Annotated in this window: 26 protein-coding genes; 7 read left to right on the forward strand and 19 right to left on the reverse strand. The window is 56.1% G+C overall.

Going from position 1 to position 24,306, the window contains the following annotated elements:
* Positions 1-3: 3 nt before the first annotated feature.
* The gene (rsfS, locus tag AC3DKS_RS07505; protein ID WP_015755657.1) at positions 4-378 is read right to left on the reverse strand and encodes a ribosome silencing factor; all 375 of its coding nucleotides are present in this window, start codon (positions 376-378) and stop codon (positions 4-6) included.
* Positions 379-467: 89 nt separating this feature from the next.
* Here rsfS and AC3DKS_RS07510 point away from each other — a divergent pair, with 89 nt between their 5' ends.
* The gene (locus AC3DKS_RS07510) at positions 468-1,235 is read left to right on the forward strand and encodes a biotin--[acetyl-CoA-carboxylase] ligase (protein ID WP_015755656.1); all 768 of its coding nucleotides are present in this window, start codon (positions 468-470) and stop codon (positions 1,233-1,235) included.
* Positions 1,236-1,256: 21 nt separating this feature from the next.
* Here the strand turns inward: AC3DKS_RS07510 and AC3DKS_RS07515 are convergent, their stop codons facing one another.
* Together AC3DKS_RS07515 and pyrE are read right to left on the reverse strand one after the other, a co-directional pair.
* Positions 1,257-1,649 (reverse strand): SRPBCC family protein, encoded by a 393-nt coding sequence (locus tag AC3DKS_RS07515; protein WP_015755655.1) that lies wholly within the window; start codon positions 1,647-1,649, stop codon positions 1,257-1,259.
* 1 nt (position 1,650) lies between these two features.
* Positions 1,651-2,292, reverse strand: coding sequence for an orotate phosphoribosyltransferase (gene pyrE, locus AC3DKS_RS07520; protein ID WP_015755654.1), 642 nt, complete (start codon positions 2,290-2,292; stop codon positions 1,651-1,653).
* 7 nt (positions 2,293-2,299) lie between these two features.
* On the opposite strand from pyrE, the gene AC3DKS_RS07525 reads away from it, so the two are divergent.
* A complete protein-coding gene (locus AC3DKS_RS07525; RefSeq protein WP_272607465.1) occupies positions 2,300-2,902 on the forward strand; it encodes an NUDIX domain-containing protein in 603 nt (200 codons plus the stop codon).
* 86 nt (positions 2,903-2,988) lie between these two features.
* Here the strand turns inward: AC3DKS_RS07525 and AC3DKS_RS07530 are convergent, their stop codons facing one another.
* The 5 genes from AC3DKS_RS07530 to AC3DKS_RS07550 form a co-directional block, all read right to left on the reverse strand.
* Positions 2,989-4,734, reverse strand: a complete 1,746-nt coding sequence (locus tag AC3DKS_RS07530) for a M14 family metallopeptidase (RefSeq protein ID WP_015755652.1) — start codon at positions 4,732-4,734, stop codon at positions 2,989-2,991.
* A gap of 58 nt (positions 4,735-4,792) precedes the next feature.
* The gene (locus tag AC3DKS_RS07535; protein WP_015755651.1) at positions 4,793-5,197 is read right to left on the reverse strand and encodes a response regulator; all 405 of its coding nucleotides are present in this window, start codon (positions 5,195-5,197) and stop codon (positions 4,793-4,795) included.
* The gene (locus tag AC3DKS_RS07540) at positions 5,184-7,031 is read right to left on the reverse strand and encodes a PAS domain-containing sensor histidine kinase (protein ID WP_474732456.1); all 1,848 of its coding nucleotides are present in this window, start codon (positions 7,029-7,031) and stop codon (positions 5,184-5,186) included. The genes AC3DKS_RS07535 and AC3DKS_RS07540 overlap by 14 nt, the downstream gene beginning before the upstream one ends.
* Positions 7,032-7,218: 187 nt before the next feature.
* The gene (coaD, locus tag AC3DKS_RS07545) at positions 7,219-7,671 is read right to left on the reverse strand and encodes a pantetheine-phosphate adenylyltransferase (RefSeq protein ID WP_015755649.1); all 453 of its coding nucleotides are present in this window, start codon (positions 7,669-7,671) and stop codon (positions 7,219-7,221) included.
* A gap of 27 nt (positions 7,672-7,698) precedes the next feature.
* On the reverse strand, positions 7,699-8,688 hold the full coding sequence (locus tag AC3DKS_RS07550) for a D-alanine--D-alanine ligase (RefSeq protein WP_272607463.1): 990 nt from the start codon (positions 8,686-8,688) through the stop codon (positions 7,699-7,701).
* A 92-nt stretch (positions 8,689-8,780) separates the two neighbouring features.
* On the opposite strand from AC3DKS_RS07550, the gene AC3DKS_RS07555 reads away from it, so the two are divergent.
* The 3 genes from AC3DKS_RS07555 to yaaA all read left to right on the forward strand — a co-directional run bounded on the left by AC3DKS_RS07555 (position 8,781) and on the right by yaaA (position 11,255).
* On the forward strand, positions 8,781-9,368 hold the full coding sequence (locus AC3DKS_RS07555; RefSeq protein WP_015755647.1) for a PASTA domain-containing protein: 588 nt from the start codon (positions 8,781-8,783) through the stop codon (positions 9,366-9,368).
* A gap of 2 nt (positions 9,369-9,370) precedes the next feature.
* Positions 9,371-10,402, forward strand: coding sequence for an RluA family pseudouridine synthase (locus tag AC3DKS_RS07560; protein ID WP_015755646.1), 1,032 nt, complete (start codon positions 9,371-9,373; stop codon positions 10,400-10,402).
* 91 nt (positions 10,403-10,493) lie between these two features.
* Positions 10,494-11,255: a peroxide stress protein YaaA gene (yaaA, locus tag AC3DKS_RS07565; protein ID WP_015755645.1), complete on the forward strand. Its 762-nt coding sequence runs from the start codon at positions 10,494-10,496 to the stop codon at positions 11,253-11,255.
* A 79-nt stretch (positions 11,256-11,334) separates the two neighbouring features.
* On the opposite strand, the gene AC3DKS_RS07570 is transcribed toward yaaA, so the two are convergent.
* Positions 11,335-11,463, reverse strand: a complete 129-nt coding sequence (locus AC3DKS_RS07570; RefSeq protein ID WP_015755644.1) for a 30S ribosomal protein THX — start codon at positions 11,461-11,463, stop codon at positions 11,335-11,337.
* A gap of 240 nt (positions 11,464-11,703) precedes the next feature.
* On the opposite strand from AC3DKS_RS07570, the gene AC3DKS_RS07575 reads away from it, so the two are divergent.
* Both AC3DKS_RS07575 and AC3DKS_RS07580 read left to right on the forward strand, forming a co-directional pair.
* Complete coding sequence (locus tag AC3DKS_RS07575; protein ID WP_272607462.1) at positions 11,704-12,372, forward strand: uracil-DNA glycosylase family protein; 669 nt, start codon at positions 11,704-11,706, stop codon at positions 12,370-12,372.
* A 149-nt stretch (positions 12,373-12,521) separates the two neighbouring features.
* The gene (locus AC3DKS_RS07580) at positions 12,522-15,068 is read left to right on the forward strand and encodes a phosphoenolpyruvate carboxylase (RefSeq protein ID WP_015755642.1); all 2,547 of its coding nucleotides are present in this window, start codon (positions 12,522-12,524) and stop codon (positions 15,066-15,068) included.
* Between the two features lie 112 nt (positions 15,069-15,180).
* On the opposite strand, the gene AC3DKS_RS07585 is transcribed toward AC3DKS_RS07580, so the two are convergent.
* The 10 genes from AC3DKS_RS07585 to AC3DKS_RS07630 all read right to left on the reverse strand — a co-directional run bounded on the left by AC3DKS_RS07585 (position 15,181) and on the right by AC3DKS_RS07630 (position 24,296).
* The gene (locus tag AC3DKS_RS07585) at positions 15,181-15,315 is read right to left on the reverse strand and encodes a hypothetical protein (protein ID WP_015755641.1); all 135 of its coding nucleotides are present in this window, start codon (positions 15,313-15,315) and stop codon (positions 15,181-15,183) included.
* A 71-nt stretch (positions 15,316-15,386) separates the two neighbouring features.
* The gene (locus tag AC3DKS_RS07590) at positions 15,387-16,892 is read right to left on the reverse strand and encodes a M20/M25/M40 family metallo-hydrolase (protein ID WP_272607461.1); all 1,506 of its coding nucleotides are present in this window, start codon (positions 16,890-16,892) and stop codon (positions 15,387-15,389) included.
* A gap of 103 nt (positions 16,893-16,995) precedes the next feature.
* Positions 16,996-17,784: a tryptophan synthase subunit alpha gene (gene trpA, locus AC3DKS_RS07595; protein ID WP_272607460.1), complete on the reverse strand. Its 789-nt coding sequence runs from the start codon at positions 17,782-17,784 to the stop codon at positions 16,996-16,998.
* A 10-nt stretch (positions 17,785-17,794) separates the two neighbouring features.
* Positions 17,795-18,988 carry a tryptophan synthase subunit beta gene (gene trpB, locus AC3DKS_RS07600; RefSeq protein ID WP_272607459.1) on the reverse strand — a complete coding sequence of 398 codons (1,194 nt, stop codon included), beginning with the start codon at positions 18,986-18,988 and terminating at the stop codon, positions 17,795-17,797.
* Between the two features lie 50 nt (positions 18,989-19,038).
* A complete protein-coding gene (locus AC3DKS_RS07605) occupies positions 19,039-19,701 on the reverse strand; it encodes a phosphoribosylanthranilate isomerase (protein ID WP_272607458.1) in 663 nt (220 codons plus the stop codon).
* On the reverse strand, positions 19,698-20,483 hold the full coding sequence (gene trpC, locus AC3DKS_RS07610; RefSeq protein WP_272607457.1) for an indole-3-glycerol phosphate synthase TrpC: 786 nt from the start codon (positions 20,481-20,483) through the stop codon (positions 19,698-19,700). The genes AC3DKS_RS07605 and trpC overlap by 4 nt, the downstream gene beginning before the upstream one ends.
* Positions 20,480-21,481 (reverse strand): anthranilate phosphoribosyltransferase, encoded by a 1,002-nt coding sequence (gene trpD / locus AC3DKS_RS07615; protein ID WP_272607456.1) that lies wholly within the window; start codon positions 21,479-21,481, stop codon positions 20,480-20,482. The genes trpC and trpD overlap by 4 nt, the downstream gene beginning before the upstream one ends.
* Complete coding sequence (locus AC3DKS_RS07620; RefSeq protein WP_015755634.1) at positions 21,478-22,047, reverse strand: anthranilate synthase component II; 570 nt, start codon at positions 22,045-22,047, stop codon at positions 21,478-21,480. The genes trpD and AC3DKS_RS07620 overlap by 4 nt, the downstream gene beginning before the upstream one ends.
* A 1-nt stretch (position 22,048) precedes the next feature.
* Entirely contained in the window at positions 22,049-23,446 is a 1,398-nt protein-coding gene (locus tag AC3DKS_RS07625; protein ID WP_272607455.1) for an anthranilate synthase component I family protein, read from the reverse strand.
* A 259-nt stretch (positions 23,447-23,705) separates the two neighbouring features.
* The gene (locus tag AC3DKS_RS07630) at positions 23,706-24,296 is read right to left on the reverse strand and encodes a YceI family protein (protein WP_015755632.1); all 591 of its coding nucleotides are present in this window, start codon (positions 24,294-24,296) and stop codon (positions 23,706-23,708) included.
* Positions 24,297-24,306 lie beyond the last annotated feature (10 nt).

Here is a 24,306-nt window from a genome sequence, read left to right on the forward strand (position 1 = left end):
TTCTTAGTTGTAGCTGCTTTCGACGAGCGTCACCTTGGCATCTCCCCAAAGTCCCTCAATATCATAGTACTCCCGAACGTGCTTCTGGAACACGTGGACGACGACATTTACATAGTCCATCAACACCCATTCGGCATTTTCCGAACCTTCTACATGCCAGGGCTTGTCATTAATAGCTTTGCTAACTGTTTTCTGAATGGAATTTACGATGGCATTGACATGTGTGTTGGAGGTTCCGTTGCAAATCACAAAATAATCGCAAACCGTATTGTCAATGGCCCTTAAATCGAGCAGGTTTATATCTAATCCTTTTACTTCTTCTATTCCATGTAAAATTAAGGCAATCAATTCATCTGCACTTGCTTCCCTTTTCGTCATCCAAAAGTTTTAGGTTTCTACAAAGTTATTATTTTTTTGTTTTTTTAGGCACTGTTTTTAACATAAGCTTCACGGCCCTGCCGGCCCCTATGCAACGAATCAAACTCCCTGCCACAGATTCCACAAACGCCTATTTAAAGCGATTGTTGCGAGAACGCGAATTGCCCGACGGCACGCTGGTTTCTGCCGGGGTGCAGACAAGGGGAAGGGGACAGCGGGGGTCCGGTTGGAAATCAGAGGAGGGTAAAAACCTGACATTCAGTATTCTGAAGCGATTTTCAGGCTTTCCTGCCCGGGAGCATTTTCGGCTGAATATGGCGGTATCCCTGGCGATAGTCAGCGTCCTGGACGCCCTGGAAATCCCCGAAATTTCTGTAAAATGGCCGAACGACATTCTGTCAGGTCCGTATAAGGTCTGCGGAATCCTGATCGAAAATGCCCTGCAATCCGGCGGGATCACCCACAGCATCGTCGGAATCGGCCTCAACGTGAACCAGCGGGCATTCCCCGGCCTGCCGGCTGCCGCATCCCTGGCTGTCCGGGCCGGTCGCAACCTGGACAGGGACCAGCTCCTGGACCGTCTCCAGGAGGCCCTTTGGAAAGAGCTGTCAGGTCTGGAGTCGCAGCCTTCGCCGGAGCCGCCCTTGCGCTATGGGTCGCTGCACGACCGCTATGAGGCCCGCCTTTTCAGGAAAGGGGCCGAGTCCAAATTCAGTACGGCAGACCGCGGTCTCTTTGCGGGTGTCATACAGGGGGTGGATGCGGAAGGCCGCTTGCTGGTTGCCACCGGCGAACGGCAGGTCCGGGCCTTTGGATTTAAGGAGATCCGGTTGCACTACGGCCCGGAAGCCCGGTAAGGGCTGGGGGTTCCCCCGGTATCAAACCCGGGCCAGGTTGGTGCTCAATGTACCCAGGAAATTCGTGATAGGGCCCTTAACCATCATGGCCATCATCGCGTTGAAGGTCCCTTCGAATGTAAGTTGGACCTCGCTCTTCCCTGCGGAAATTTCCCGAATATCTGCCGTCAGGGTAAACGGGAGTTTGTCGCTGGCCGCCCCGAGAACCAGCTGGTTGGGGGGGTCTTCGGATTTTCGTTCCAGGACGATTTCCGGCATGCCCTTCAGCGCGAAGCGGAAAGTATCCGGCCCGAGTACCTCAAAGGTCTGGATGTTTTCAGGCATGAGTTGTTCAAAATTCGATAGGTCGCTCAGGAAGGCAAACGTGGCCTCCGGGCCTTTCTCGAGCTGTACGGCGGGTGATTCTAAATACATATCAGTTGTTCCATTCTTGGGGGTTTCTGCGCCATTCGCGCAGGGTTTCCATCTGGTCCGGCTGGATGTAGCCGGATTCGGATGCCAGGCCAATCAGGTGGCCGTAAGTGCTGAGGGTATGGACCGGGATGCCCCGCCTGGCAATATTTTCCGCCGCGACGTCAAAGCCATAACTGAAAATACCCAGCATACCCAAAACCTGCAACCCGGCCTTGTCCAGGGCCGCGATGGCGTTCAGGCTGCTCTTGCCGGTGCTGATCAGGTCTTCGATCACCACGACGCGCTGGCCGGTTGTAGCCTGGCCCTCAATCTGGTTTTGCCGCCCGTGCGACTTGGGTTCGGGACGGACGTATGCAAAGGGCAACCCGAGTTTTTCGGCCACCAGCATACCGATGCCGATGGCGCCTGTGGCAACCCCCACCACCAGGTCCGGCCGCCCGTATTGTTCCGTGAGCTGGTGCGCCAGTTGCCCGGCGATGTACTCCCGTATATCCGGGTAGGACAGTACAATGCGGTTGTCGCAATAGATAGGGGATTTCCACCCGGAAGCCCAGGTAAAGGGATTTTCAGGTTTTAATTTTATTGCATTAATTTGCAGCAGCAGCTCTGCGGTTTTCCGAGCCGTTTCATCATCTAAAACCATGCTGTAAATGTATAAAGTTTTTGTGAATGAAAGGCCCCTGATTTTGACAGACAAAATCGTGGAGTCCGCGGAAGGGGAATACTTTATGATGAATGACGACGCAGTGCAGACTGCCGTAGAGTCCCTTTCGAAGAAAAAACTCAGCAAAGCCTTTATCTACCACCCGAACATCGAGGAGATCCTCAATAAGTTCGCGGCCAAGATCCCGCTCACCGTGGCGGCCGGAGGCGTGGTGACCAACCCGCAGGGAAAGGTCCTTTTCATCTACAGGAACAAAAAGTGGGATTTACCCAAGGGGAAGATCAAGAAAAAGGAAAGCCTGGAGGAGTGCGCCCTCCGGGAGGTAAAAGAAGAAACCGGCGTCAAGGGCCTGAGAATCGAAAACCATCTGCGCACCACCTACCACGTCTTCAAGCGCAAGGGGAAATACCACCTCAAGGAAGTGCACTGGTACGCTATGAAAACGGATTATTCCGGCAAATTGAAGGGCCAGAAAAGCGAGGGGATCAAGAAAGTCAAATGGAAGGAGCCCCGGAAGATTCAGAAAGCGCTGAAGAAATCCTATATCAATATCCGCATCCTGTTTGAACCGCCTGCGGAAAGCCTCTGATCCGCAGGAAGCTTCCGGCCCGGAAAATTCGCTGAAACTGTCCCGGGGAAACCCTTTCATCCGCGGACCCCAGTTTATTTACAAAACTATTCAAGCCGGTATACCGGATACTGCAGGTGGGCTGCTTCGTAGTGCGGACTCTGCATGTAGATCCAATTGAGCTGGCGGTAGCCGGAATCGGCAAAGCCCGGGACCGAATCCCGCATGCGTTGGAATTTTTTCCGCAACAGGGAATCGCCGGCCAGGAGTTCCGCTGCAGTCTCCTCGAAGACGTAGGGGGAGAACCCCTCTTTTTGCTGGAGGATGGTGTCGAAGAAATTCCAATTGAAAAATGAATCCGGCGCCATGGGCTCCAGGGTTTCCAGGAGATAGCGCACCCCGGGCTGGTCGGTGGGGACCACCAGGTCGCCCGCGTGGAAATCCCGCCTGACGGTATCGGCGGTTACGCTTGTGGCGTAATGCGGGTAGTGCCCCTCATAGGCCTGCTGGTACGTGCTGTAATCCGCGATGCGATAGGAGGTAACCCCCAGGGTGGTATCCCGCTCCAGGGCCCGGTAGCGAATGTTGTTCCACTCCAGGCGCTCCACCACCCGGGTCCACTGACGGGGGATGATGTAGGCCTCGGGAATTCGCACCGAGTCCGTGGGCCGGAACTGGTTGTAATACCGGACCCGGGTTTCCACGGGGCGGTTCCTGTCATACTGAAGCCGGGGTTGCCCGCTAACCGCGCTGGGAATCGTATCGGCCTGGTATCCCTTGAAATCGAGCATCCGGAACTGCGTACTGTCTGCTTTCCAGCCCAGCGGGTAGCCGGAGCCGGGTACCCAGGACGCTTTTGTCTGCCCGCGGTGCTCCCGGAGGGCTTCGCGCCGTTCCGCCACCAGTGCCATCAACGACTCCATAAGGGCGTAGGTTCCGGCAACCCGCTGGTCATAGGGTTTGAGCATGTGGGTTTCCAGCATCATCCCGGGCGTATTCCAAAGAGCGGCATACCCCGTGGAATACCGCGGGGAGTCCATAAACTGGCTGAACCCGGACTCCGGGGGGCGGTTAAATACATTTACATAGGGAGTAATCTCCCAGTCGTTGCGCGCAAGGGATGTTTCGAGTGCGGTTCGCAGGCTGTCTTCCAGGTACCCCCCAAGCGGCCCCCCGAGTTTGTTGTGCTGTGTGAAAAGGTGGGTAAGCGTGTATTGGTAATCCGCCCCGTTGCTCACGTGGTTGTCCAAAAAGAAATCCGGTTCAACCAGATGGAAAATCTGTGCAAATGTCCGGGCATTCCGGGTATCCATTTTTACAAAATCCCGGTTGAGGTCGTAGTTGCGCGCATTTCCCCGGAACCCGTAGGATGCCGGCCCGTTTTGATTGGCCCGCGAACCGCTGTTCCGGTTGAGCGCTCCCCCCACGTTATATACGGGAATTACCGCAACCACCAGTTTTTCAGGAACTTGTAGTTTGCCTGCCGCCAGGTCGCGCAGCAGCAGCATACTGGCGTCGATCCCGTCGCTTTCACCCGGGTGGATGCCGTTGAGGATCAATAAAATGGCATGCTCCCGGCGCAGGCGCTCAAAATTGAAATCCCCTTCGGGGCTATAGGTCACCAGGTGAAGGGGTTTGCCGCTGTCGGTAGCACCCAGGGTCTGTACGTTTACTTCCGGGTATTCCCGGGCCAGTTGCAGGTAGAAATCAATGGTTTCGGCGTAGGTCGCCGTGGTATTCCCGTCGCCGGATTCAAAAGGCGTGGGGAATTCCGACCGGGCGTCTTCGGCTTGCTTTTCGCATCCCGCCGTAAGGATTGCCAATGCCAGCAGGCACCACTGTAAAGTCCGCATGGATTGCCGATTTGTAGTTTACGGCAAAGGTACCAAATAAGGTGTCAAATATCGTTCCCTATGCGGCCCGTGTAATTTCCTCCAGGTCGCTGAGGCGGATGGGTTTGTTCCGGTATTCCAGGATATGGCTGGTGCGCGTCTTGAAGTTTTCAAATCGATCCAGGTCGTTCGGGTCGATGGAAGAAGTGACGATGTTGATGCGGATGGGCCGCGGACAGGGCAATTGGATAAAAGCCTCCAAAAATTGCCAGCCGTCCATAATGGGCATGTTGATGTCCAGGAAAACCACGTCGGGCAGGTTGCCGCCCTGTTCGAGCAATTCCTCAATTTTCTGCAGGGCCAGCTGCCCGTTGGCAAATGAGTCAATCGCTGCCGCCGCATCGAGGGCCATCAGCATTTTACGGATCCCGAAAACTGTGATCGGATCGTCGTCGATAATAAAGATTTGGTCAACCTTGTTCATCCAGGAAAATTTTAAAAATCGTACCCTCCCCGACCGTACTGCTGGTCTGGATCCGGCCGTTCATGGCCTCCACCTGGTTTTTGGTGATATACAAACCGATACCCCGGGCTTCCGGGTGGTTGTGGAATGTCTTGTACATGCCGAATAACTTGTCCCCGTATTTTTTCAGGTCGATCCCCAGTCCGTTGTCCGAAATCACCAGGACGTCCTGCCCCCCGGATTTTTCATAGGAGAGACGCACTTCGGGTACCCGTTCGGGGTGCCGGTATTTGACCCCGTTGGTGATAAAATTGATCAGGATACTGTCCAGGTAGGTAGGGATTGCACGCATGACAGCCTCCGGCGGGATTTCGTTGAATACTTTGGCATTGTGGGATTTCAGGAATTCCGACAGGTGCTGTTGGGCAGCGTGTACCGCCCGGTACAGGCGGACCTCCTTCTTTTCCATCCGCACATTTGTATTGATGGCGATCACCTCGTTGAGGTTTTCGAGGGTCTCCAGCAGGTTGTCCGAAGCATTGTTGAGCATGCCCAGGATCCGGTTGCGTTCCTCCCCGTCGGGTTCGGAGGAAAGGAAATCCAGCAGCATCGAAAAATTGGCGCTGTGCGACCGGAGGTTATGGGAGACGATGTGCGCAAAATTCACGAGCTTTTTATTCTGCTGGGAGGAAACGTCGATCAGTTGCCGCAATTCGGATTCCTTTTGTTTCAGGTCGGAAATATCCATGCTGAGGCCCAGAAGGCCGTAGACCTCGCCGTCTTCGTCAAAAAGCGGGATCTTGGAACTTAGGAAGTGGGTGACTTTCCCGTCCTTGCGGACTGAAATCGTCTCCTTACCCAGTAAAGGGGTACCGTTGTTCATAACAAAGAGGTCCTCGTCCCGCGATTCCTGGGCAATTTGCCGGTTGTAGAGTTCAAAGTCTGATTTTCCGAGCAGTTCATCCGCGTCGGATACCCCGAGGTAGGCGCATTCCGCCTTGTTTACGAGGATTTTCCGGGATTCCAGGTCCTTGATATAGACGTTAAGCGGGAGGTTGTCTACCACGGTTCGCAGCAGGTTTTCGCTCTCCGTAGACCGCTGGTGGGAGATATTGGCTTCGGTAACGTCCTGGATGGTCCCGATCAGCCCGATATAGATGTCGTCCTTGTAGAGCGGCTTCCCGGTGGCGATTACCCAGAGTTCCTTTCCGGTTCGGGAAACGATTTTCAGCTTTTCCTTCCAGGGTTGCCCGGTTTCCATCGCCTTATATACCGCCATGGAGATTGCATTTCGCGAATAGCCTTCCTTGTAGAATTCAATGCCGTCGTCAATTGTTGGTTCGTAGTCGTCCGGGACCTCGTGGATTTTGCGGGTCATCGGGCACCAGCAGAGTTTCTCCGTAAAGGCATTGTATTCCCAGCTGCCGATGCGGGCATTCACCGCCTTGGCTTCCAAAAGGATTTGCGTTTTTTCGTACTGGAGTTCCTTTTGGATCCGGTCGGTGATGTTGGTAATTTGAAGGATAACGCCAATGACGTTTTCATTTTTGTCGTACCAGGGCGTATTGCTCGACTCGTACCAGTGTTCCTCGTTGTCGGAGGTCACAAAGCGGTCGATGCCTTTTTTGCCGTCGGTTCCCTTCAGGCAGCGTTGCATGACGCCGATCAGGTGTTCCGGGGCCTGGGGGAGGACTTCGGAAATCCTACGTCCAAACAGGTTTTTTTTGTCGAAATGAAAAGTCTCGATAAAGGTATCCGATGCGTGGACCACTTCGAGGTCCCGATTGAGGAATGCCGTAGGGCTGGGTATTTGTGAAATCAGAAAACTCTGTGCGTGTACTTGCGTCTCCTTCAAAACTCATCAGATATTTCCTACGAAAATACTGGGATTCCTATTATATGTGCAAGTATTGTTGTGAACTGCCCCCAATTCGTGGTGAGGCGGTCTATTTATGGGGTTGGACGTCCCTGTATTCCTGGGATCCGGCCCGTGTTTCAGGTTCGACCGGACCCGGTATCAGGATTTGCACAGGTGCCGGGCGTCAGAATCTTACAGTATCCGGTACGAGCCCGGTATAGTCACCGCCATTGCGGATGACATCCCGGACAATGGACGAACTGATATAGGATTTTCCGGAAGAGGTGAGCAAAAAAACGGTTTCGATCTCCGAAAGCTTCCGGTTGGTATGGGCGATGGCTTTCTCAAACTCAAAATCGGCCGGATTTCGCAGGCCGCGAAGGATGAACCCGGCGTCTACCTTCCGGCAAAAGTCCACGGTGAGCCCGCTGTAGGATTGTACGCTGATGGCCGGCGTATCGCGGAACGCCTCCCGGATAAAATCCATGCGCTGTTCGAGTCCGAACATATAGGATTTTTCAGCATTCTCCCCAATGGCGATGATCAACTCGTCAAAAAGGGAGACGCCCCGTTGGATAATGTCGTAATGCCCCAGGGTGATCGGGTCAAAGGACCCCGGAAAGACAGCGCGTTTCATGCCGGTTTGCAGTTTGGTTGTTTAAAGCTAACCATTTTTGTCCAAAGCGTCCGCAATGGCGCTCCCGAACAGTTCGGTAAGCGAGATGCCGGCACAGGCGGCCTGCTGGGGCAGGATGCTCGCCTCGGTAAGCCCGGGGGTGGTGTTTACTTCGAGCAAGTGGGGCTCCCCATCCACCAGGATAAACTCCGAGCGGCTGTACCCGGTCATCCGGAGCCGGTCGTAGATCCGCGCCGCGAGCTCCCGAACTTTTTCTGCAGTGTCTTCCGGGATCCGTGCCGGGGTAATTTCCCGCGACTTGCCTTCGTATTTGGCCTGGTAGTCGAAGAAATCGTTTTCCGAAACGATTTCGGTGATGGGCAGTACGCGGGTGGCCCCCTGGTAGCGGATCACCCCCACGGAGACCTCGGTGCCCTGGAGGGCTGCTTCGATCAGGATTTCGTCGTCTTCCTTCAGGGCGCTTTCAACAGCGGCCTGCAGGCCGGAGGCTTCCCGAACCAGGCTCACCCCGAAACTGCTGCCCGCCCGGTTGGCCTTTACAAAACACGGCAGGCCCACCGCATCCAGGATGGCCTGCTGGTTGAGCTCCTGGCCCCTGTCCAGGTGGTAGGACCGGGCAGCCGCCACCCCGGCGGATTTCAGGATACCCAGCAGGTCGCGTTTATTAAAGGTAACCGCCGCCTGGTAAAAACCGCAGGAAGTCTGGGGCATGCCGATCAATTCAAAATAGGCCTGCATCAGACCGTTTTCCCCCGGGGTACCGTGTATGGCATTAAAGACGCAGTCGAACCGGAGTGTGCCGTCCTCCAGTTCGACGCTGAAGTCGTGCCGGCTGACGGGGTATTCCCGGCCGGAATCCCCCAGCATCACCCATTTATCGCGGCGGATCAGGATGCGGTACGGGTCGTATTGATCGCGGTCCAGCCACTTGCAGACAACCTCCCCGCTTTTCAGGGAAATTTCGTATTCGCTGGAATAGCCGCCCATGATCACGGCAATTTTTTTGGTGGATCCCATGCTGTGGATTGCGTTAAATTGATCGTAAGACCGGCCCAATTTAATTAAAAAACAGGCGGGTTTCCTATATTTGTGGGGTTAATAAGAACCGTATGCGCAACTTCCTGAATTTTCTACGCTCCCGGGTATTTTTGATCAACCTGGCACTCGCCCTGGTGGCGGTCGTGGTGATTTCCTTTGTGACGCTGCAGTGGCTCGAGAGCACTACCCGCCACGGGGAGTTTGTGCAGGTACCCGACCTGGGGCGGATGTCCGTTCCCGAGATGCGCCAGGCGGTAGAGGCAGCCGGGTTGCGTTACGAGGTGGTGGACTCTGCCAATTTTGACCCGGAGTACCCGCGGTTTTCGATTATCGAGCAAAACCCGCCGGCGGGCAACCGCGTCAAGGAGAACCGGAAAATCTACGTGACGGTGAACCCGTCGGGATACAAGAAAGTCAGCGTCCCGGACATCATCCAGGTAACCCAACGCAATGCGGAGTCCATGTTGCGGGCCGTTGGCCTGGAGGTGGAACGCGTCACCTACATCGACGAACTGGGCAAGGATATGGTCTATCGCATCCGGCACGACGGCAAATACATCAACCCGGGCGACAAACTACCGAAAACCTCCCGGGTAGAACTGATCTGCGGCAACGGGAATATCCCGGATCAGGCCCGGATCCAATCGGAATCCGATTGAGCATGGCAGCGCACTCCCAACAGGAAGACCCGGAAGAAGACGAATTATTTGAGCATTACAGCTTTACCGCGGATACGGGCCAGAAACCCCTCCGGGTAGACAAATTCCTGATGACCCGCATCCGGAACGCCACCCGCAACAAGATCCAGCAGGCGGCCCGGGACGGCAATATCCGGGCCAACGAACAGGTGATCAAACAAAATTACCGCGTCAAACCCGGGGATACGATCCGCGTTTTGTTCGAACACCCGCCTTACGAGAACCTCTTGTTGCCCGAGGACATCCCGCTGGATATCGTCTATGAGGACGAGGTGCTGCTGGTGGTAAACAAGCCAGCCGGGATGGTGGTCCACCCGGGCCACGGAAATTATACCGGTACCCTGGTCAATGCCCTGGTCCACCACCTGGACCAGCTTCCGTTAAATTCGGATAATCGCCCGGGCCTCGTCCACCGCATCGACAAGGAGACCTCCGGCCTGCTGGTCATTGCCAAGACGGAAGCCGCCATGGCCAACCTGGCCCGGCAATTTTTCGACAAGACCACCCGGAGGGAGTACCTGGCCCTGGTCTGGGGGAATGTTGCCGACGATTCGGGCACCGTGGAGGGGCCTATCGGCAGGAACCCGAAAAACCGGCTGCAGATGCAGGTGTTCCCGGACGGCTCCCAGGGCAAGGAGGCCGTGACGCATTACCGGGTTGAGGAACGCCTGGGGTATGTCACCCTGGTTTCCTGCAGGCTGGAAACCGGACGGACCCACCAGATCCGCGTCCATATGCAGCACATTGGCCATACAATCTTCAACGACTCCCGCTATGGGGGCGACCGCATCCTCAAGGGGACTTCTTTTACCAAGTACAAACAGTTTGTGGAGAACGCCTTCAAGATCCTGCCCCGTCAGGCCCTACATGCCAGGACCCTTGGCTTTACCCACCCGCTGAGCGGGAAGGAGCTGGATTTTGAGGCCCCGGTGCCTGAAGATATGGCGGCCTGTATTATCAAATGGCGGGACTACGCAAAGCACCGCCTGGAATAGAAGCAGGCGATGGCGGTATAAACAACATCCCTGGTACGCGCTTACCCATTTCACCTCTGCTTTGTATTTTTAACCCCCAAAACTGAACGCTATGAAAATTGTCCTGTCCCCGGCCAAATCCCTGGATTTTGAAACCGGGCTGCCCACGGAGCGGTATTCGCAACCCCGGTTTACCGAGGAAGCCGCCCGGATCAATAAAGTGCTGGCCAAGAAAAAACCGCGCTCCCTGGCGCGCCTGATGGACATATCCCAGGAACTCTCCGAATTGAATTGGACCCGCAACCAGGAATTTTCCCTCCCGTTTACACCCGGGAATGCACGCCCGGCGGTATTCGCGTTCAACGGGGACGTCTACCAGGGACTCGACGCCTACACGCTGGAACCCGGTCAATTGGACGCCCTCCAGGAGAAGCTCCGGATTCTCTCCGGTCTCTACGGCCTGCTCCGTCCGCTGGACCTGATCCAGCCGTATCGCCTGGAGATGGGCACCCAATTGCGGTTGGGGAGGAAAAAGAACCTGTATGAGTTCTGGAAGAAAAAACTCACCGACCAGTTAAATTCGGAAATGGCGGAGGGGGATGTACTGGTCAACCTGGCGAGTAAGGAGTATTTCAGCGCCCTGGACAGCAAGAACCTCAAAGCCCCGGTGGTAACCCCGGTTTTTAAGGATTGGAGCAAGGACAAGCTCCGGATCATCAGTTTCTTTGCCAAAAAGGCGCGGGGTTCCATGGTGCGGTACATCCTGGATCAGGGGATCGACCGGCCGGAAGGATTGCTGGGATTCGATTACGACGATTACCAGTACAGCAAGGAACACACCCTGCGGGAAGACCAGCCCGTTTTTGTGCGATGAAAGGAGGGCCCGGTACCGTCGTACCGGCGCAGGCTCAGGCCTGGGAAGCATCCCGGAGGAGCCCCCTGCGAACCCGCTGTCAGGATTTGCCCTTGATATTGATTTTTTCCTCTACCGGAGTTTTTTTCCGGATTTTACGGGGGCGCCTGGCGCCAAAGGATTTGTTGGCGATTTTACCCCTTTTCGTCTTTTTGTCTCCCTTGCCCATTGTCGCGTAGTTTGTTCCTACTAATTTAGGCAATTTGAGAGGAACCGTCAAGCGGGGCAACGCGATCTCGCTTAAGGAAATTGGCGGCTGAAATAATACGCCCCAAAGGAAGAATGCCGGCTGCCCCCAAAGGAAGAATGCCCGGCTGCCCCCCAATGAAGAATGCCCGGCTGCCCCCCAATGAAGAATGCCGGCTGCCCCCCAATGAAGAATGCCCGGCTGAAGGTAAATCCCCGGAACATGTTTGAGCACGTCCATCCATACCCGCCTTTTGTATTTGAGCGAGCCACGCGCTGGGTAGTGGGTACGCTGCCGCCGCCGCGGTTTACCACCGGGGAATTGCTGCCGGGGGATGTGGATTTTTGCTACGGCAGCCGCGACGGCCAGCTCTGGCCCATCCTGGATCGGATTTTTAACCTGGGCCTAAAATTCGAGAATACGGCAGAGGCTATCGACCAGAGAAAGCGCTTTTTGATGGCCCGCGGCATTGGCATTTGCGATATTGTAGACCGTGCCCGCCGGGAAAAGGTGGATGCCTCGGACACCGGGATGCGGGAGATCCGGCTGCGCGACCTGACCGGACTGCTGCGGCAATTCCCGTCGGTGGATACCCTCCTCTTTACGGGTGGCAACAGCAAGAATGGCCCGGAATACCTCTTCCGCAGGCACCTGGCCGATTCGGGGCTCAGGCTCAGTTCGGTGGTGGACCAGGTTCCCCGTATCCACCGGTTCGTCCTGCCCGGTAAGGGCGGTTCCAACCGGGAAATCCGGACGGTTTCCCTTACTGCGCCTTCCGGTTCTGCCAACCGGGCCGTAGGCAGCATGCCGGCGTACAAGTCGCGAAAAGCGGCCGATCCTGCCTATACCACCCTGGACTTCAGGGTGGAGCAATACGAACCGTTTTTCTAGCGGATTTTGTTGGTTTTGTGTACGTGTTGCCATATTTTGTTATTCGGGCCGGGAATGCCTTGAATATCCCGGCCAATTCAGGAACTTTACGGTATCTGCCGGCGGCATCGAAGCCATCGGCAGGCCGGGAATTAATCAGAGAAATTACTATGAGCCAGGTCGAACGACTGAAAGAATTCAAAAAATCCGTACGCAATAAATTTAACATCTATAACAGCCTCTTCCTGAACCTGCCCTATACGGAAGGGGAAAATGTGGGCATCTATATCCCACTTTTGTTTCAGCAATGTGATCGCGGGCTCAAATCGGGGAAGAACCCGACGGAAATCCTCGACGATTTCTTTGAGAATTTTACCCAGGCGACAGACGAGAAGGAGCGCATCGACCTGATGTTTCGGATAATCCAGTACGTGGAACGCCAGGTGGTGCTCTACGACAGCGTGGAGGATGCCGCTTTCCCCAGGCTCCACGTGCACACGGATTCCCTGTCCATCCGCGACTATTTCCAGCTGGCCAAAAAGAACAAGCGCTGGGACAAGGTGTCTAAAAAGCTGGAATCCTTCAGCGCCCGTATCGTCCTGACGGCCCACCCGACGCAGTTTTACACGCCGGCCGTACTGGACATCATCGCCGAGCTCCGCACGCTGATTCTGGAGAACAAGATCGACGAGATCGACGTGACCCTCCAGCAGCTGGGCCTTACCTCCCTGATCAACAGTAAAAAGCCGACTCCCCTGGACGAGGCCAAAAACATCATCTATACGCTTCGCCATGTTTACTACCAGGCAGTCGGAGACCTCTATGCGTATATCAAGGGGAGTATCGAAAACGACGCGTACGACAACCCGGACATCATCAAGCTGGGCTTCTGGCCGGGCGGCGACCGGGACGGGAACCCCTATGTCACCGCGGATATCACCATGGACGTGGCCGACGAACTCCGCACCACCCTGATGAAATGTTATTACAACGACCTGAAAACCCTGCAGAAGCGCATCTCGTTCCGCGGGGTACAGGAACAAATGCAGCAATTGCGGGGCAAGGCCTATGTGGCCATGTTCGATACGAGTAAAACCCTGTCTTATGAGGAGATGATCGAAACCCTGAGGGAAATCCGGGAAATCCTCGTACGGGACTACTACGGGCTTTACCTGAAGGAACTCGACCATTTTATCGACAAGGTGCGATTGTTTAAAACGCACTTCGCCACGTTGGATATCCGCCAGGATCACAGCAAGCACTACCAGGTGGTGGAGACGGTGCTCCGGCACCATGGCCTCATTAAAGAATCCCTGGACGAATTACCGGAGGAGCGCCTGGTGGAGTTGCTGACCCGGGAATCCCTGGAACTCGACCCGTCGGCCTATGACGACCCCATCGTGAAGGATACGCTGGTCAATATGGCACAGCTCGAGGAGATCCAGCGCAAAAACGGGGAAGACGGCTGTAACCGGTATATCATCAGCAACTCGGAGGATATCTTCTCCGTCCTCTTTGTGTTCGGGCTGTTGCGCTGGTCCGGTTGGAAAAACCGGGACCTGACCTTCGATATCATCCCGCTCTTTGAGACCATGAAGGGGATGGCCGAGGCGGAATCCGTGATGCAAACCCTGTTCGACCTGCCGGAATACCGGGCCCATGTGGCCCAGCGGCGGGACCTGCAGACCATTATGCTCGGGTTTTCGGACGGGACCAAAGACGGGGGGTACCTGAAGGCCAACTGGTCGATATTCAAAACCAAGGAAACCCTTTCCCGTGTTTGCCGGCGCAACAAGATCAAGGCGATATTCTTCGACGGCCGCGGCGGCCCGCCCGCCCGGGGCGGCGGCAAAACCCACCGGTTTTATGCAGCCCAGACCAAGGCCATCGCCAACCACGAAATCCAGCTGACCGTACAGGGGCAGACTATTACCAGTACCTTCGGCACCAAGGAATTGTTTATGCATAACAGCGAACAGCTGCTGACTGCAGGCCTTTCAAACACAATCTTCGGCAAGGAGAACGTCATCGACAAATCCCAGCGGGACTTGCTCGAAACCCTGTCCGAGCTGAGTTTTGAAAAATACAATGCCCTCAAGCAGCACGAGCTCTTCCTGCCTTACCTGGAAAATCGGAGCACGCTGAAATATTATTCAAACGCCAATATCGGCAGCCGCCCCGGGAAACGGGGCAATAAAGCGAAGCTGGAATTCTCCGACCTGCGGGCCATTTCGTTTGTCGGTTCCTGGAGCCAGCTCAAGCAGAATGTCCCCGGCTACTATGGCATTGGGACGGCCCTGAAACAACTCAAGGACGAGGGGCGGATGCCCGAACTCAAGAAGATGTATAAGGAGGTTGCTTTCTTCCGGGCCCTGATGCTCAACAGCATGATGAGTCTCACCAAATGTTATTTTGAACTCACCAGCTATATGAAGGAGGACGAGGTTTATAAGGGGTTCTGGGAGATGCTGTACCGGGAGTATAAGCTCTCAAAACAGATGCTCCTGCAGCTCTCCGGCTACAAAGTCCTGATGGAAAATGAGTCGGTTTCCCGGGAGTCCGTGAAAATTCGCGAGAACATTGTGCTGCCCCTTTTGGTTATCCAACAATACGCCCTGCATCGAATTGCCGAGGGCACGGACCGGAAGGAACTCTACGAAAAGATCGTGACCCGCTCCCTCTACGGCAATATCAATGCGAGCCGGAACTCAGCCTGACACAGGGACACGCCGATTTAACGGTTTTCCGGTACCGGGATGCAAATAAAAAACCGGAGTTTCGCGAGAAACTCCGGTTTTTTCATGGTTCGCCGGGCGGCAGGTTAACCGCTCAGCTCTTGTTCTGTTGATCCTTGATGGTGGATTCGTCTATATCAAAGGTATTTGTGTCGATATTTGTATTTCCCGTGGGATTGGCCGGGTTGTGTTGTTCTTTCTTTCTCTTAAACTTTCTTCTATCACTCATGGTCTTTCTCTTTTTTCTAGTTAACTATCTTTAATATAGGTAATTAGGTTGAGAAAAACCGTTAAAAACTGCTAAAATCCCCCGGGAGGCGGCGTGCTGAGGATCACTTCAAAAACCCGGAGTCCGTAAGCGATCTGTCCGATTTCCAGATTTTCATTGGGGCTGTGCTGATTGTTGTCCGGATTGACCAGGGGCAGGAGGAAGGCCGGGATATCCAGGGCGTTGACAAACGGGGCGATCGGGACGGTACCCCCTGCAATTCGGATCTGAACCACCGGTTTTTCAAAGGTTTCCCCCAGCAGGGAGACCAGGTGCATCCCGAAGGGGTTGTCCAGGGGGGTGCGGAACGCATCAGTGACTTCACTTTCTGTAACCCGCACCCAATGGGATTGGGTAGTGCGCATCCCGGCATCCGGCTCCTGTTCCGTTATCCGGTATCCCAGGCTGGCAATGTGGTCCCTGACCAGCTTTTTCATCCGTTTCCCGTCCGTTTCAGGGACCAGGCGAATGTCAATTTCGGCTGTGGCAGTGGCAGGTACGATGGTTCGCGCCCCGGATCCGATCCATCCGGAGCCCATGCCGCGAACGTTCAGGGAGGGATATTGCAGGGCTTCCTGGTAAAAGCTGCCCACCTGGTCCGGTTCGGCGACCTGGAGGTTCCCATTGATCAATGAGGCCTCGTCCGGGACGGATCGGAGGATATCCATTTCAGCCTCACTCAGGCTGATGCCGTCGTAATATCCCGGGATCAGTACCCGTCCTTCCCGGTCTTTCATGCTCGCCAGGATCTCCGCCAGCTGGAAATTCGGGTTCGGGGCATAATTGCCGTAATGGCCGCTGTGTTGCGGGAGCACCGGGCCGTAGGTGGTCAGGGTCATCGTGGTTATTCCCCTGCAGCCATATACCACGGTGGGGTTGCCCGAGTAGTGGACCGGGCCGTCCGCAATCAGCAGGTAATCGGCCTGCAGGAGTTCCCGGTATGTTTCCACTGCTTTGGGCAGGGGCTTGCTGCTGCGCTCCTCCTGCCCGTCCAGGATGACCTTGATGTTGTAGGGCAGGGAGGTTCCCTGTTTTTTCAACAGGTCGATGGCGTTGAGCATCATGATAATCGGGCCCTTGTCATCCGATACGGAACGCCCGAACAGGCGCCAGTCGTAGGGGATGTCGTCGCTGAGTTCGCTCATCGGCCGGGTTTCCCACCCCTCCCCCGAAGGCGCCTTGAGCACCACCTTGTAGGGGTCCGGCTGGTCCCATTGGGAAGGGTCCACGGATTGCCCGTCAAAATGCATGTACCAGAGCAGGGTGGGTTTGCCGTCTTCCATGGGCAGGGCGGCAAAGAACAGGGACTCTTCTTCGGTGGGGAGGATGCTCGTGTTGAAACCCCGCTCGGAAAACGCCCGGGTAAGCCAGGTGAGGTTCCGGTTGATATCGGCGTGTTCCAGGGCGTCGTTCGGAATGGCGATGAACTGGACGAGTTCGTCGATGGTATGCCGTACCTGGGTTTTCAGCAGGGCTTCGTCCTGTCCGCGGACGGAAAACTGGAACAGGATCAGCAGGAGGAGCAGGCGGAATTTCATGATTTGGCGTTTTAAGGGTATGGCGGGTTCAATTTACCACAAGTGCGACAAATAACCGCACGTTTGGACCACCCATTCCGCCCGGGTTGTCCGAAGATCCCGGTTACCCCCTCAACCCTTTCACAAAATCGCGGATACCCGGAATCCCCTTCTCGGTGAGGAGCCGGATAAATGCCGATCCGATGATCGCGCCTTTTGCCTTTTGCGTGGCAGCCCGGAAACTCCCGGCGTCGCTGATACCGAAGCCCACCAATTGCGGGCAGCTGAGGTTCATGCCGGCAATCCGGTTAAAATAGGCTTGTTGCCCCGAGCCGAAACTGTCCTGGACCCCGGTGGTGCTCGCCGAGCTCACCATATAGATGAAACTGCCGGAAGCCGCGTCGATTTGACGGATCCGTTTTTCAGAGGTCTGCGGGCTGATCAGAAACACCATGCTCAAACCGGCGGCTTCAAAGTAAGGCTGGTAATCCCGTTGGTAGATCTCCAGGGGCAGGTCCGGCAAAATCAACCCGTCGATACCCACCTCCTGGCATTTTTGGCAAAACGCCTCCACCCCGAATTGCAGCACCGGGTTGAAATATCCCATCAGGATCAACGGGATGTGGATTTCTTCCCGGATACCCCGCAGCTGTTCAAACAGGCGGGCCGTGTGCATGCCGTTTTTTAAAGCTGCCGTGGAGCTTTCCTGTATGGTGGGCCCATCCGCCAGCGGGTCGCTGAATGGCAGCCCGATTTCGACGATATCGGCCCCGGCTGCCTGCAATTCCCGCAGGATCGGGACGGTATCCCCGAGCTCGGGGTATCCGGCCGTAAAATAGATTGAGACGAGTTTCCCCGGTTTTTCCAGGGTGCTTTTCAGCCTGTCGGATACGGGTGGTAATGCGGTTTTCATGTAGGGGGTATTAGGCGAGCTTAAAATGGTCGATATATGTTTGCAGGTCTTTGTCACCCCTTCCGGAGAGGTTGATCACTACCAGGGATCCTTCCGGGACAGCGCCCTGGGAGAGGACTGCCAGGGCATGGGAGGTTTCGATTGCCGGGATGATGCCTTCCAGCCGGGCGAGTTCACGACCGGCTTCCATGGCCTGGTCGTCGGTGACGGGGATAAAGCGGGCCCGTCCGGTTTGGAAGAGGTGGGCATGGAGGGGGCCCACACCCGGGTAATCCAGGCCTGCCGAGATGGAATAGGGTTCGGTAATCTGGCCGTCGTCCGTCTGCATTAGCAAAGTCTTGCTCGCGTGGATGATGCCAGGCCGGCCCAGGGCGGATGTAGCGGCGCTTTCGCCCGTTTCCACCCCCTTCCCGGCTGCTTCTGCTGCAATGATCCGGACGTGCTCCCTGTCCAGGTAATGGTAATAGGTGCCAGCCGCATTGCTGCCGCCGCCTACACAGGCAATCAGGTAATCCGGGTCCGGGCGTCCCTCGGCCCCCTGCAATTGAGATTGTATTTCCTCCGAGATGACTGCCTGCAGGCGGGTTACCATATCCGGGTAGGGGTGCGGCCCCACTACGGACCCGATGATGTAATGCGTATCCACAGGGTTGTTGATCCAATCCCGAATGGCTTCATTGGTGGCGTCCTTGAGGGTGCGGCTTCCCGATCGAGCCGGCCGTACCTCGGCCCCCAGCAGTTTCATCCGGGCTACGTTGGGCGCCTGCCGGGCAATATCCACTTCGCCCATATAGACCACGCAGGGCAGCCCCATCAGGGCGCAGACGGTAGCCGTCGCCACGCCGTGCTGGCCGGCCCCGGTTTCCGCAATGATCCGTTTTTTTCCCAGTTTTTTTGCCAGCAGGATCTGTCCGATGGTGTTGTTTACTTTATGGGCCCCGGTGTGGCAAAGGTCTTCCCGCTTGAGGTAGATCCGGGCTTTGTACGCGCTGGAGAGACGACGGGCCAGGTAGAGGGGGGTAGGCCTTCCCACGTAGTCCCGAAGCAGCTTCCGGAATTCGGACTGAAATTCCTCCGATTCGATGATGGGCAGGTAATTCTCCCGTAATTCTTCCACATTCGGGTAGAGCATCTCGGGGATAAAGGCGCCGCCAAACTCCCCGTAAAACCCTTGTGCATCTACTTTGTATTTACTTGTTTCCAATTTCTTGCAATTTTGTTTGCCATTTGCGAGAAGGCAACTGGCCGTTGTTTTCACTGTCCGGCGCTGCCTTGCCAAAGCCACGGGCTGGCCGCCATAAATCGCTGAATTTTCCCTGCATCTTTTTTTCCCGGGGCGATTTCAAATTTACTATTTACATCAATGGCATGGCAATGCGCACCGGCAGCAGATGCGGCGAACGCCTCAAGCGCTTCCAGGGAATCCGGTCCGATGCCGCCGCTCAGGAAAAACGGGGTGTCGTACGGATAACCCCGGAGGATTTCCCAGTTAAAGCCCGTGCCATTGCCTCCCGGCAGCGGTCCGCGGCTGTCGAAAAGGAAATATTCGCAGCTCGGGCGGTACGCCTCCAGGGGTTTGAAGTCAAAATCGACCCCCACGGCAAAGGCCTTGATCAGACCAGGAGGGTGGGCCAATGCGTCTTTCAGATATGCGTTCAGCCTGCTGCAGTACCCGGGGGTTTCCGAGCCGTGCAACTGGATGTATGTCAGGTCAAAATCGCGGGTACGCTGCAGGATATCGGACGGGTCTGCATCGACGAACACCCCCACGCGCCTGGGGCTTTTAGCCGCCGTACCGGGAGGTTCCCCGTCGTAATACCGGGACGATCCCTTCCAGAAAATGAATCCCAGGTAATCGGGTTCCAGCCGGGCGATTTCGCCGGTATTCTCCTTCATGCCGCAGACTTTGAGTTTCATGCTTCCAGGGTTTTGAGAAATGCTTTAAGTGCCTTGCCCGGGTCGTCCTGTTTCATGAAAGATTCCCCCATCAAAAACCCCCGGTAACCGGAATCCCGCAGCTCCCGCAGCTCCCCGGGCTTCCCCAGGCCGCTTTCGGTAATGCGCAGGGCCGTGTCCGGGATGAGGCCCGCCAGGCTGTGGCTGGTGGCCAGGTCTACTTCAAAGGTTTTCAGGTTGCGGTTGTTGACCCCGATCATATCGGCCGAGCCCAGGGGGGATTTGTCCAGTTCCTCCCGGTCGTGTACCTCGAGGAGGACCTCCATGCCCAGTTCCTGCGCCTGGCCGGCGAGGGCTTCGATTTGGCCGGGTTCCAGCAGGGCGGCTATCAACAGGATGGCATCTGCTCCGTGGGCCCGCGCCTCGAGTACCTGGTAGGGCTCCAGGATAAATTCCTTGCGAAGCAGGGGCAGGTCCGTTACGGCCCGGGCCAGCAACAGGTCTTCCAGGGACCCGCCGAAATAGGTCCCGTCCGTCAGTACGGAAACCGCACCGGCTCCTCCTGCCGTATAGCCCCGGACCACCTGCTGGACGGTGAGCGCCTGGTTGATTACCGCACGGGAGGGCGACCTGCGCTTGTGCTCGGCGATGATACCGTAACTCCGGGCGGAGAGGGAGGCTTTCATGGAAGCCGGTTCCCGCTGCATCAGGGCGGAATCCCGAAGCCGGGCTTCGGGCACCACCTGTTGTTTCAGGGCAATTTCCTCCCGCTTGGTCGCTGCAATTCGGTCCAGGATATTCATGGCGCAATCCGGCTTAGTTCCTGTAATTCCCTCAGGGCTTCAAGGGCTTTCCCGCTCTTGAGGGATTCTGTGGCTTTCTCGTAGGCGGCGGCCATCGATCCGCCCTCCACCGTGGAAATCGCGACTGCCGCGTTGGCGCAGACTACGGATTGTTGTGCCTCGCTCCCACGGCCCTGGAGTACCTGGAGGAAGATCCCTGCCGCCTCTTCGATGCTCTCCCCCCCGTAAATGGACTCCGCCTCCAGGGCCCGCAGCCCGAGGTCTTCCGGGTAGAGCAATTCCTCGCTTTCGTTGCGGATTACCTTGGCCGGGCCCGTCAGGGAAATCTCGTCATACCCATCCAGGGCGTGCAGGATGCTGAACGTCCTGTCCGTATTCTGGTACAGGTAGCCGTACATCCGGGCGAGTTCCAGGTTAAACACCCCAACCATCTGGTATTTCGGGAATGCCGGGTTGACCATGGGCCCCAGCATATTGAAAAAGGTCTTCACCCCGAGTTCCCTCCGGATGGGTGCCACGTTTTTCATGGCCGGGTGGAAAAGCGGGGCGTGGAGGATACAGATCCCCGCCCGGTCCAGGCAACGCCTTAAGAAGTCCTGCTCGTTGCTGAAGCGCACGCCCAAAAATTCCAGGACGTTGCTGCTGCCGCATTGGGAGGACACCCCGTAATTCCCGTGTTTGGCCACCGGAATCCCGGCACCTGCCGTTACGAAGGAGGCCAGGGTGGAGATGTTGAAGGTGTTCTTGCCGTCCCCCCCGGTGCCGCAGAGGTCGATGGGCTCATGTCCGCCCAGGTCGACCTTATGGCAGAGTTCCAGGAGGGCGTCCCGGAAACCTTCGAGTTCTTCCGTGCGGATGCTCCGCATCATAAACACGGTCAGGAAGGCTGCAATCTGGCTTGTGTTATACTGCCCCCCGGCAATGTCCACAAGGACCTGGCGGGCTTCGGCCCGCTCCAGCATCCGGTGTTCGATGAGTTTGTTCAGTGTCTCTTTCATGCTTCAGAATTTAACCAGTTGGAGAGGATATCTTTGCCCCTGGGCGTCAACACGGATTCCGGGTGGTATTGCACGGCGCGCACGTCATAGGTTTTGTGCCGGAGCGACATGAGTTGCCCATTCCCGTCAAAGGCGGTTGCCTCCAGGGAATCGGGCAGGTCCGGGTCCACCACCCAGGAGTGGTAGCGGCCAACCTCGATGCTGGCGGGCATGCCCCGATACAAGCTGTCCGGGACCGTAATATCGATAGGGGAGGCCACCCCGTGGTAAACCCGGTCCAGGTTAATGAGCTTGCCGCCGAAGACCTCCGCAATAGCCTGTTGTCCGAGGCAGACCCCGAAAATACGCCGGGTGGGGGCATATTTCTCGATGAGCGGCTTGAGCAACCCGGCCTCATCCGGTATCCCCGGCCCGGGAGACAGGACAATATGGTGAAAAGCCCCGGCATCCTCCAGGTCGAACTTGTCGTTCCGCCACACGTGTACCTCGCAATCGAGGTCTTCCAGATAGTGGACCAGGTTGTAAGTGAAGCTGTCGTAATTATCGATTACCAGTACCTTTTTCATATCAGAGGTTTTCGGCGATTTCGAGTGCCTGGTTCAGGGCCCCGAGTTTGTTGTAGGTCTCCTGGAGTTCCGCCTCCGGGTCCGAGGCCGCGACCAGCCCGGCCCCGGCCTGGAAATACAGCGTGTGGTTCCGGCTCAGGAAGGTCCGGATCATGATGGCGTGGTTAAAATCGCCGTCAAAGGCCATGAATCCGATGGCCCCCCCGTAATAGGTCCGGCTTGTTTTTTCGTACTGTTCAATCAACTGCATCGCCCGGTGCTTGGGCGCGCCGCTGAGCGTCCCTGCCGGGAAGGTGTCGGCAACCACCTTCATCGTCGGGATTTCCGGTTTCTTGCGCCCGGTAACCTTGGAAACCAGGTGGATGACATGGGAGAAATACTGGACTTCCCGGTAGGTTTCCACCTGCACGGTATTCCCGTTGCGGCTCAGGTCGTTCCGGGCGAGGTCCACGAGCATGACGTGTTCGCTGTTCTCCTTGTCGTCGGCCGCGAGCTCCCGGGCCAATTGGGCATCTTCCTCGTCGTTCCCGGTGCGTTTGAACGTCCCGGCGATCGGGTGGATTTCCGCCTTGCCATCCCCTACGACCAGCTGGGCTTCCGGGGAACTGCCGAATATCTTGAAACTCCCGTAGTCAAAGTAGAACAGGTAGGGGGAGGGATTGATGGACCTCAGGGCCCGGTACACGTTGAATTCATCCCCCTTGAAACCCTGGGCGAAACGCCGGGAGAGGACCAGCTGGAATACGTCTCCCCGGCCGCAGTGCTTGCGGGCGAGTTCCACCTGCTCCAGGTATTCGGCGTCCTCCAGGTTTGTTTGCCGTTCGCCTTCCTTGCGGAAGGAGTACGAAGCAAAGGTCTGTACGGCCAGTAGCTGTTCCAATTCGGGTATATTGTTTTTCCCGTCGCGGGAATGGGCAAACAGGTAGGCTTCGTTTTTGAAGTGGTCAAAGGCGATGATGTTCCGGTAAACCGCGTAGTAGATATCGGGGATATCCGGGGAATCCGGTTTCCTGCCAATGGAAATATCCTCAAAATAGCGGACGGCGTCATAGGCCATGTAGCCGAACAACCCGTTGTTGATAAACTTGAAATTTGAAGACTCCGCCCGGAAGCGGGCCGCAAATGCATGTATTTCCATCGGGATATCCGTATCCGGGCCCACGGGGCGCTGTTCGCGTTTCCCGTCCGGGTATTCCAGGAAGATCGTCTCGTGCTGTACCCGGATGGAGGCAATCGGGTTGCAGCAGATATAGGAAAACGAATTGTCGTTGGCGTGGTAGTCGCTGCTCTCCAGCAGGAGGCTGCCCGGGAACCGGTCGCGTACCTTCAGGTAGACGCTCACCGGCGTCAGGGTGTCCGCGAGGATTTTCTTGTGGTGTGTATGCAGTTCGTATGCCATATTGAGCTTGTTGACAAAAATTAAAAAAGGCCTGTCGTGACAGACAAGCCTTAGGTATGGTGGACAAACACAGGGGGGCTCAGGTCACGACGTTCCGCGATCAGAAACCCACCACCAGTTTGTTGTAATCAATGTTTTCATCGGAGTCAAATATAGAAAGGAATTCGGTATTGGCAAACCCCGTTTCAAAAAAAACGCCGGAGCGGACCCCGGCGTTTAACAGTCAGTTATTTTAAACTGCATGTGCTCGTCCTACAGATTAGCTCGCTGTTGCGAATTCCAGGTCGACGACCAGGTCGAACTCGTCGTAAATGGTCTTGTCGCCCAGGTTGTCGAAGAAACTGCCGGATCCGTAGCGGATATCATACGCCGCCCGGTCTACCTTTACATTGGCAGTAGCCTTGCTTCCGTAGACGGACAGGTCAAAGGTCACGGGGTTGGTGATGCCCTTGATGGTGAGGTTCCCGGTTACCTCATAGGAATTTTTCCCGGTAGATTTTACCTGGGTGAAAACCAGTTTTGAGGTGTTGTATTTCTCCGTTGAGAAGAAATCATCGGACTTCAGGTGCCCGACGAGCTTATCCCGGTATTCCCCCTCGAGGTCCGTTGCAGTCAGCGTGGTCATGTCTACCTGGAATTCGCCTCCGGTAAGCTTGTCCCCGTCAAAAATGAGGGAACCGGACTTCAGGGCAACGGTCCCGGTGTGGGAACCGGTTACCTTGTAGGCTTTCCAGGTAACGGTGCTCGCCTTTGCATCGACGGTTTTGGTCTCGTCGGCTGCGGGTTCTGTGGCTAATGTAGCTGTAGTGGTAACCACAGCCAGGGTCAGGGCAAAAAGGTTCTTTTTCATGGTGTTGTTT

Source organism: Robiginitalea sp. (assembly GCF_982776155.1).

Excerpts from the sequence above, each read along its gene's own strand:
- rsfS (WP_015755657.1), bottom strand. The coding sequence starts at position 378 with ATGACGAAAAGGGAAGCAAGTGCAGATGAATTGATTGCCTTAATTTTA.
- AC3DKS_RS07510 (WP_015755656.1), top strand. The coding sequence starts at position 468 with ATGCAACGAATCAAACTCCCTGCCACAGATTCCACAAACGCCTATTTA.
- AC3DKS_RS07515 (WP_015755655.1), bottom strand. The coding sequence starts at position 1,649 with ATGTATTTAGAATCACCCGCCGTACAGCTCGAGAAAGGCCCGGAGGCC.
- pyrE (WP_015755654.1), bottom strand. The coding sequence starts at position 2,292 with ATGGTTTTAGATGATGAAACGGCTCGGAAAACCGCAGAGCTGCTGCTG.
- AC3DKS_RS07525 (WP_272607465.1), top strand. The coding sequence starts at position 2,300 with ATGTATAAAGTTTTTGTGAATGAAAGGCCCCTGATTTTGACAGACAAA.
- AC3DKS_RS07530 (WP_015755652.1), bottom strand. The coding sequence starts at position 4,734 with ATGCGGACTTTACAGTGGTGCCTGCTGGCATTGGCAATCCTTACGGCG.
- AC3DKS_RS07535 (WP_015755651.1), bottom strand. The coding sequence starts at position 5,197 with ATGAACAAGGTTGACCAAATCTTTATTATCGACGACGATCCGATCACA.
- coaD (WP_015755649.1), bottom strand. The coding sequence starts at position 7,671 with ATGAAACGCGCTGTCTTTCCGGGGTCCTTTGACCCGATCACCCTGGGG.
- AC3DKS_RS07550 (WP_272607463.1), bottom strand. The coding sequence starts at position 8,688 with ATGGGATCCACCAAAAAAATTGCCGTGATCATGGGCGGCTATTCCAGC.
- AC3DKS_RS07555 (WP_015755647.1), top strand. The coding sequence starts at position 8,781 with ATGCGCAACTTCCTGAATTTTCTACGCTCCCGGGTATTTTTGATCAAC.
- AC3DKS_RS07560 (WP_015755646.1), top strand. The coding sequence starts at position 9,371 with ATGGCAGCGCACTCCCAACAGGAAGACCCGGAAGAAGACGAATTATTT.
- yaaA (WP_015755645.1), top strand. The coding sequence starts at position 10,494 with ATGAAAATTGTCCTGTCCCCGGCCAAATCCCTGGATTTTGAAACCGGG.
- AC3DKS_RS07570 (WP_015755644.1), bottom strand. The coding sequence starts at position 11,463 with ATGGGCAAGGGAGACAAAAAGACGAAAAGGGGTAAAATCGCCAACAAA.
- AC3DKS_RS07575 (WP_272607462.1), top strand. The coding sequence starts at position 11,704 with ATGTTTGAGCACGTCCATCCATACCCGCCTTTTGTATTTGAGCGAGCC.
- AC3DKS_RS07580 (WP_015755642.1), top strand. The coding sequence starts at position 12,522 with ATGAGCCAGGTCGAACGACTGAAAGAATTCAAAAAATCCGTACGCAAT.
- AC3DKS_RS07585 (WP_015755641.1), bottom strand. The coding sequence starts at position 15,315 with ATGAGTGATAGAAGAAAGTTTAAGAGAAAGAAAGAACAACACAACCCG.
- AC3DKS_RS07590 (WP_272607461.1), bottom strand. The coding sequence starts at position 16,892 with ATGAAATTCCGCCTGCTCCTCCTGCTGATCCTGTTCCAGTTTTCCGTC.
- trpA (WP_272607460.1), bottom strand. The coding sequence starts at position 17,784 with ATGAAAACCGCATTACCACCCGTATCCGACAGGCTGAAAAGCACCCTG.
- AC3DKS_RS07605 (WP_272607458.1), bottom strand. The coding sequence starts at position 19,701 with ATGAAACTCAAAGTCTGCGGCATGAAGGAGAATACCGGCGAAATCGCC.
- trpC (WP_272607457.1), bottom strand. The coding sequence starts at position 20,483 with ATGAATATCCTGGACCGAATTGCAGCGACCAAGCGGGAGGAAATTGCC.
- trpD (WP_272607456.1), bottom strand. The coding sequence starts at position 21,481 with ATGAAAGAGACACTGAACAAACTCATCGAACACCGGATGCTGGAGCGG.
- AC3DKS_RS07620 (WP_015755634.1), bottom strand. The coding sequence starts at position 22,047 with ATGAAAAAGGTACTGGTAATCGATAATTACGACAGCTTCACTTACAAC.
- AC3DKS_RS07625 (WP_272607455.1), bottom strand. The coding sequence starts at position 23,446 with ATGGCATACGAACTGCATACACACCACAAGAAAATCCTCGCGGACACC.
- AC3DKS_RS07630 (WP_015755632.1), bottom strand. The coding sequence starts at position 24,296 with ATGAAAAAGAACCTTTTTGCCCTGACCCTGGCTGTGGTTACCACTACA.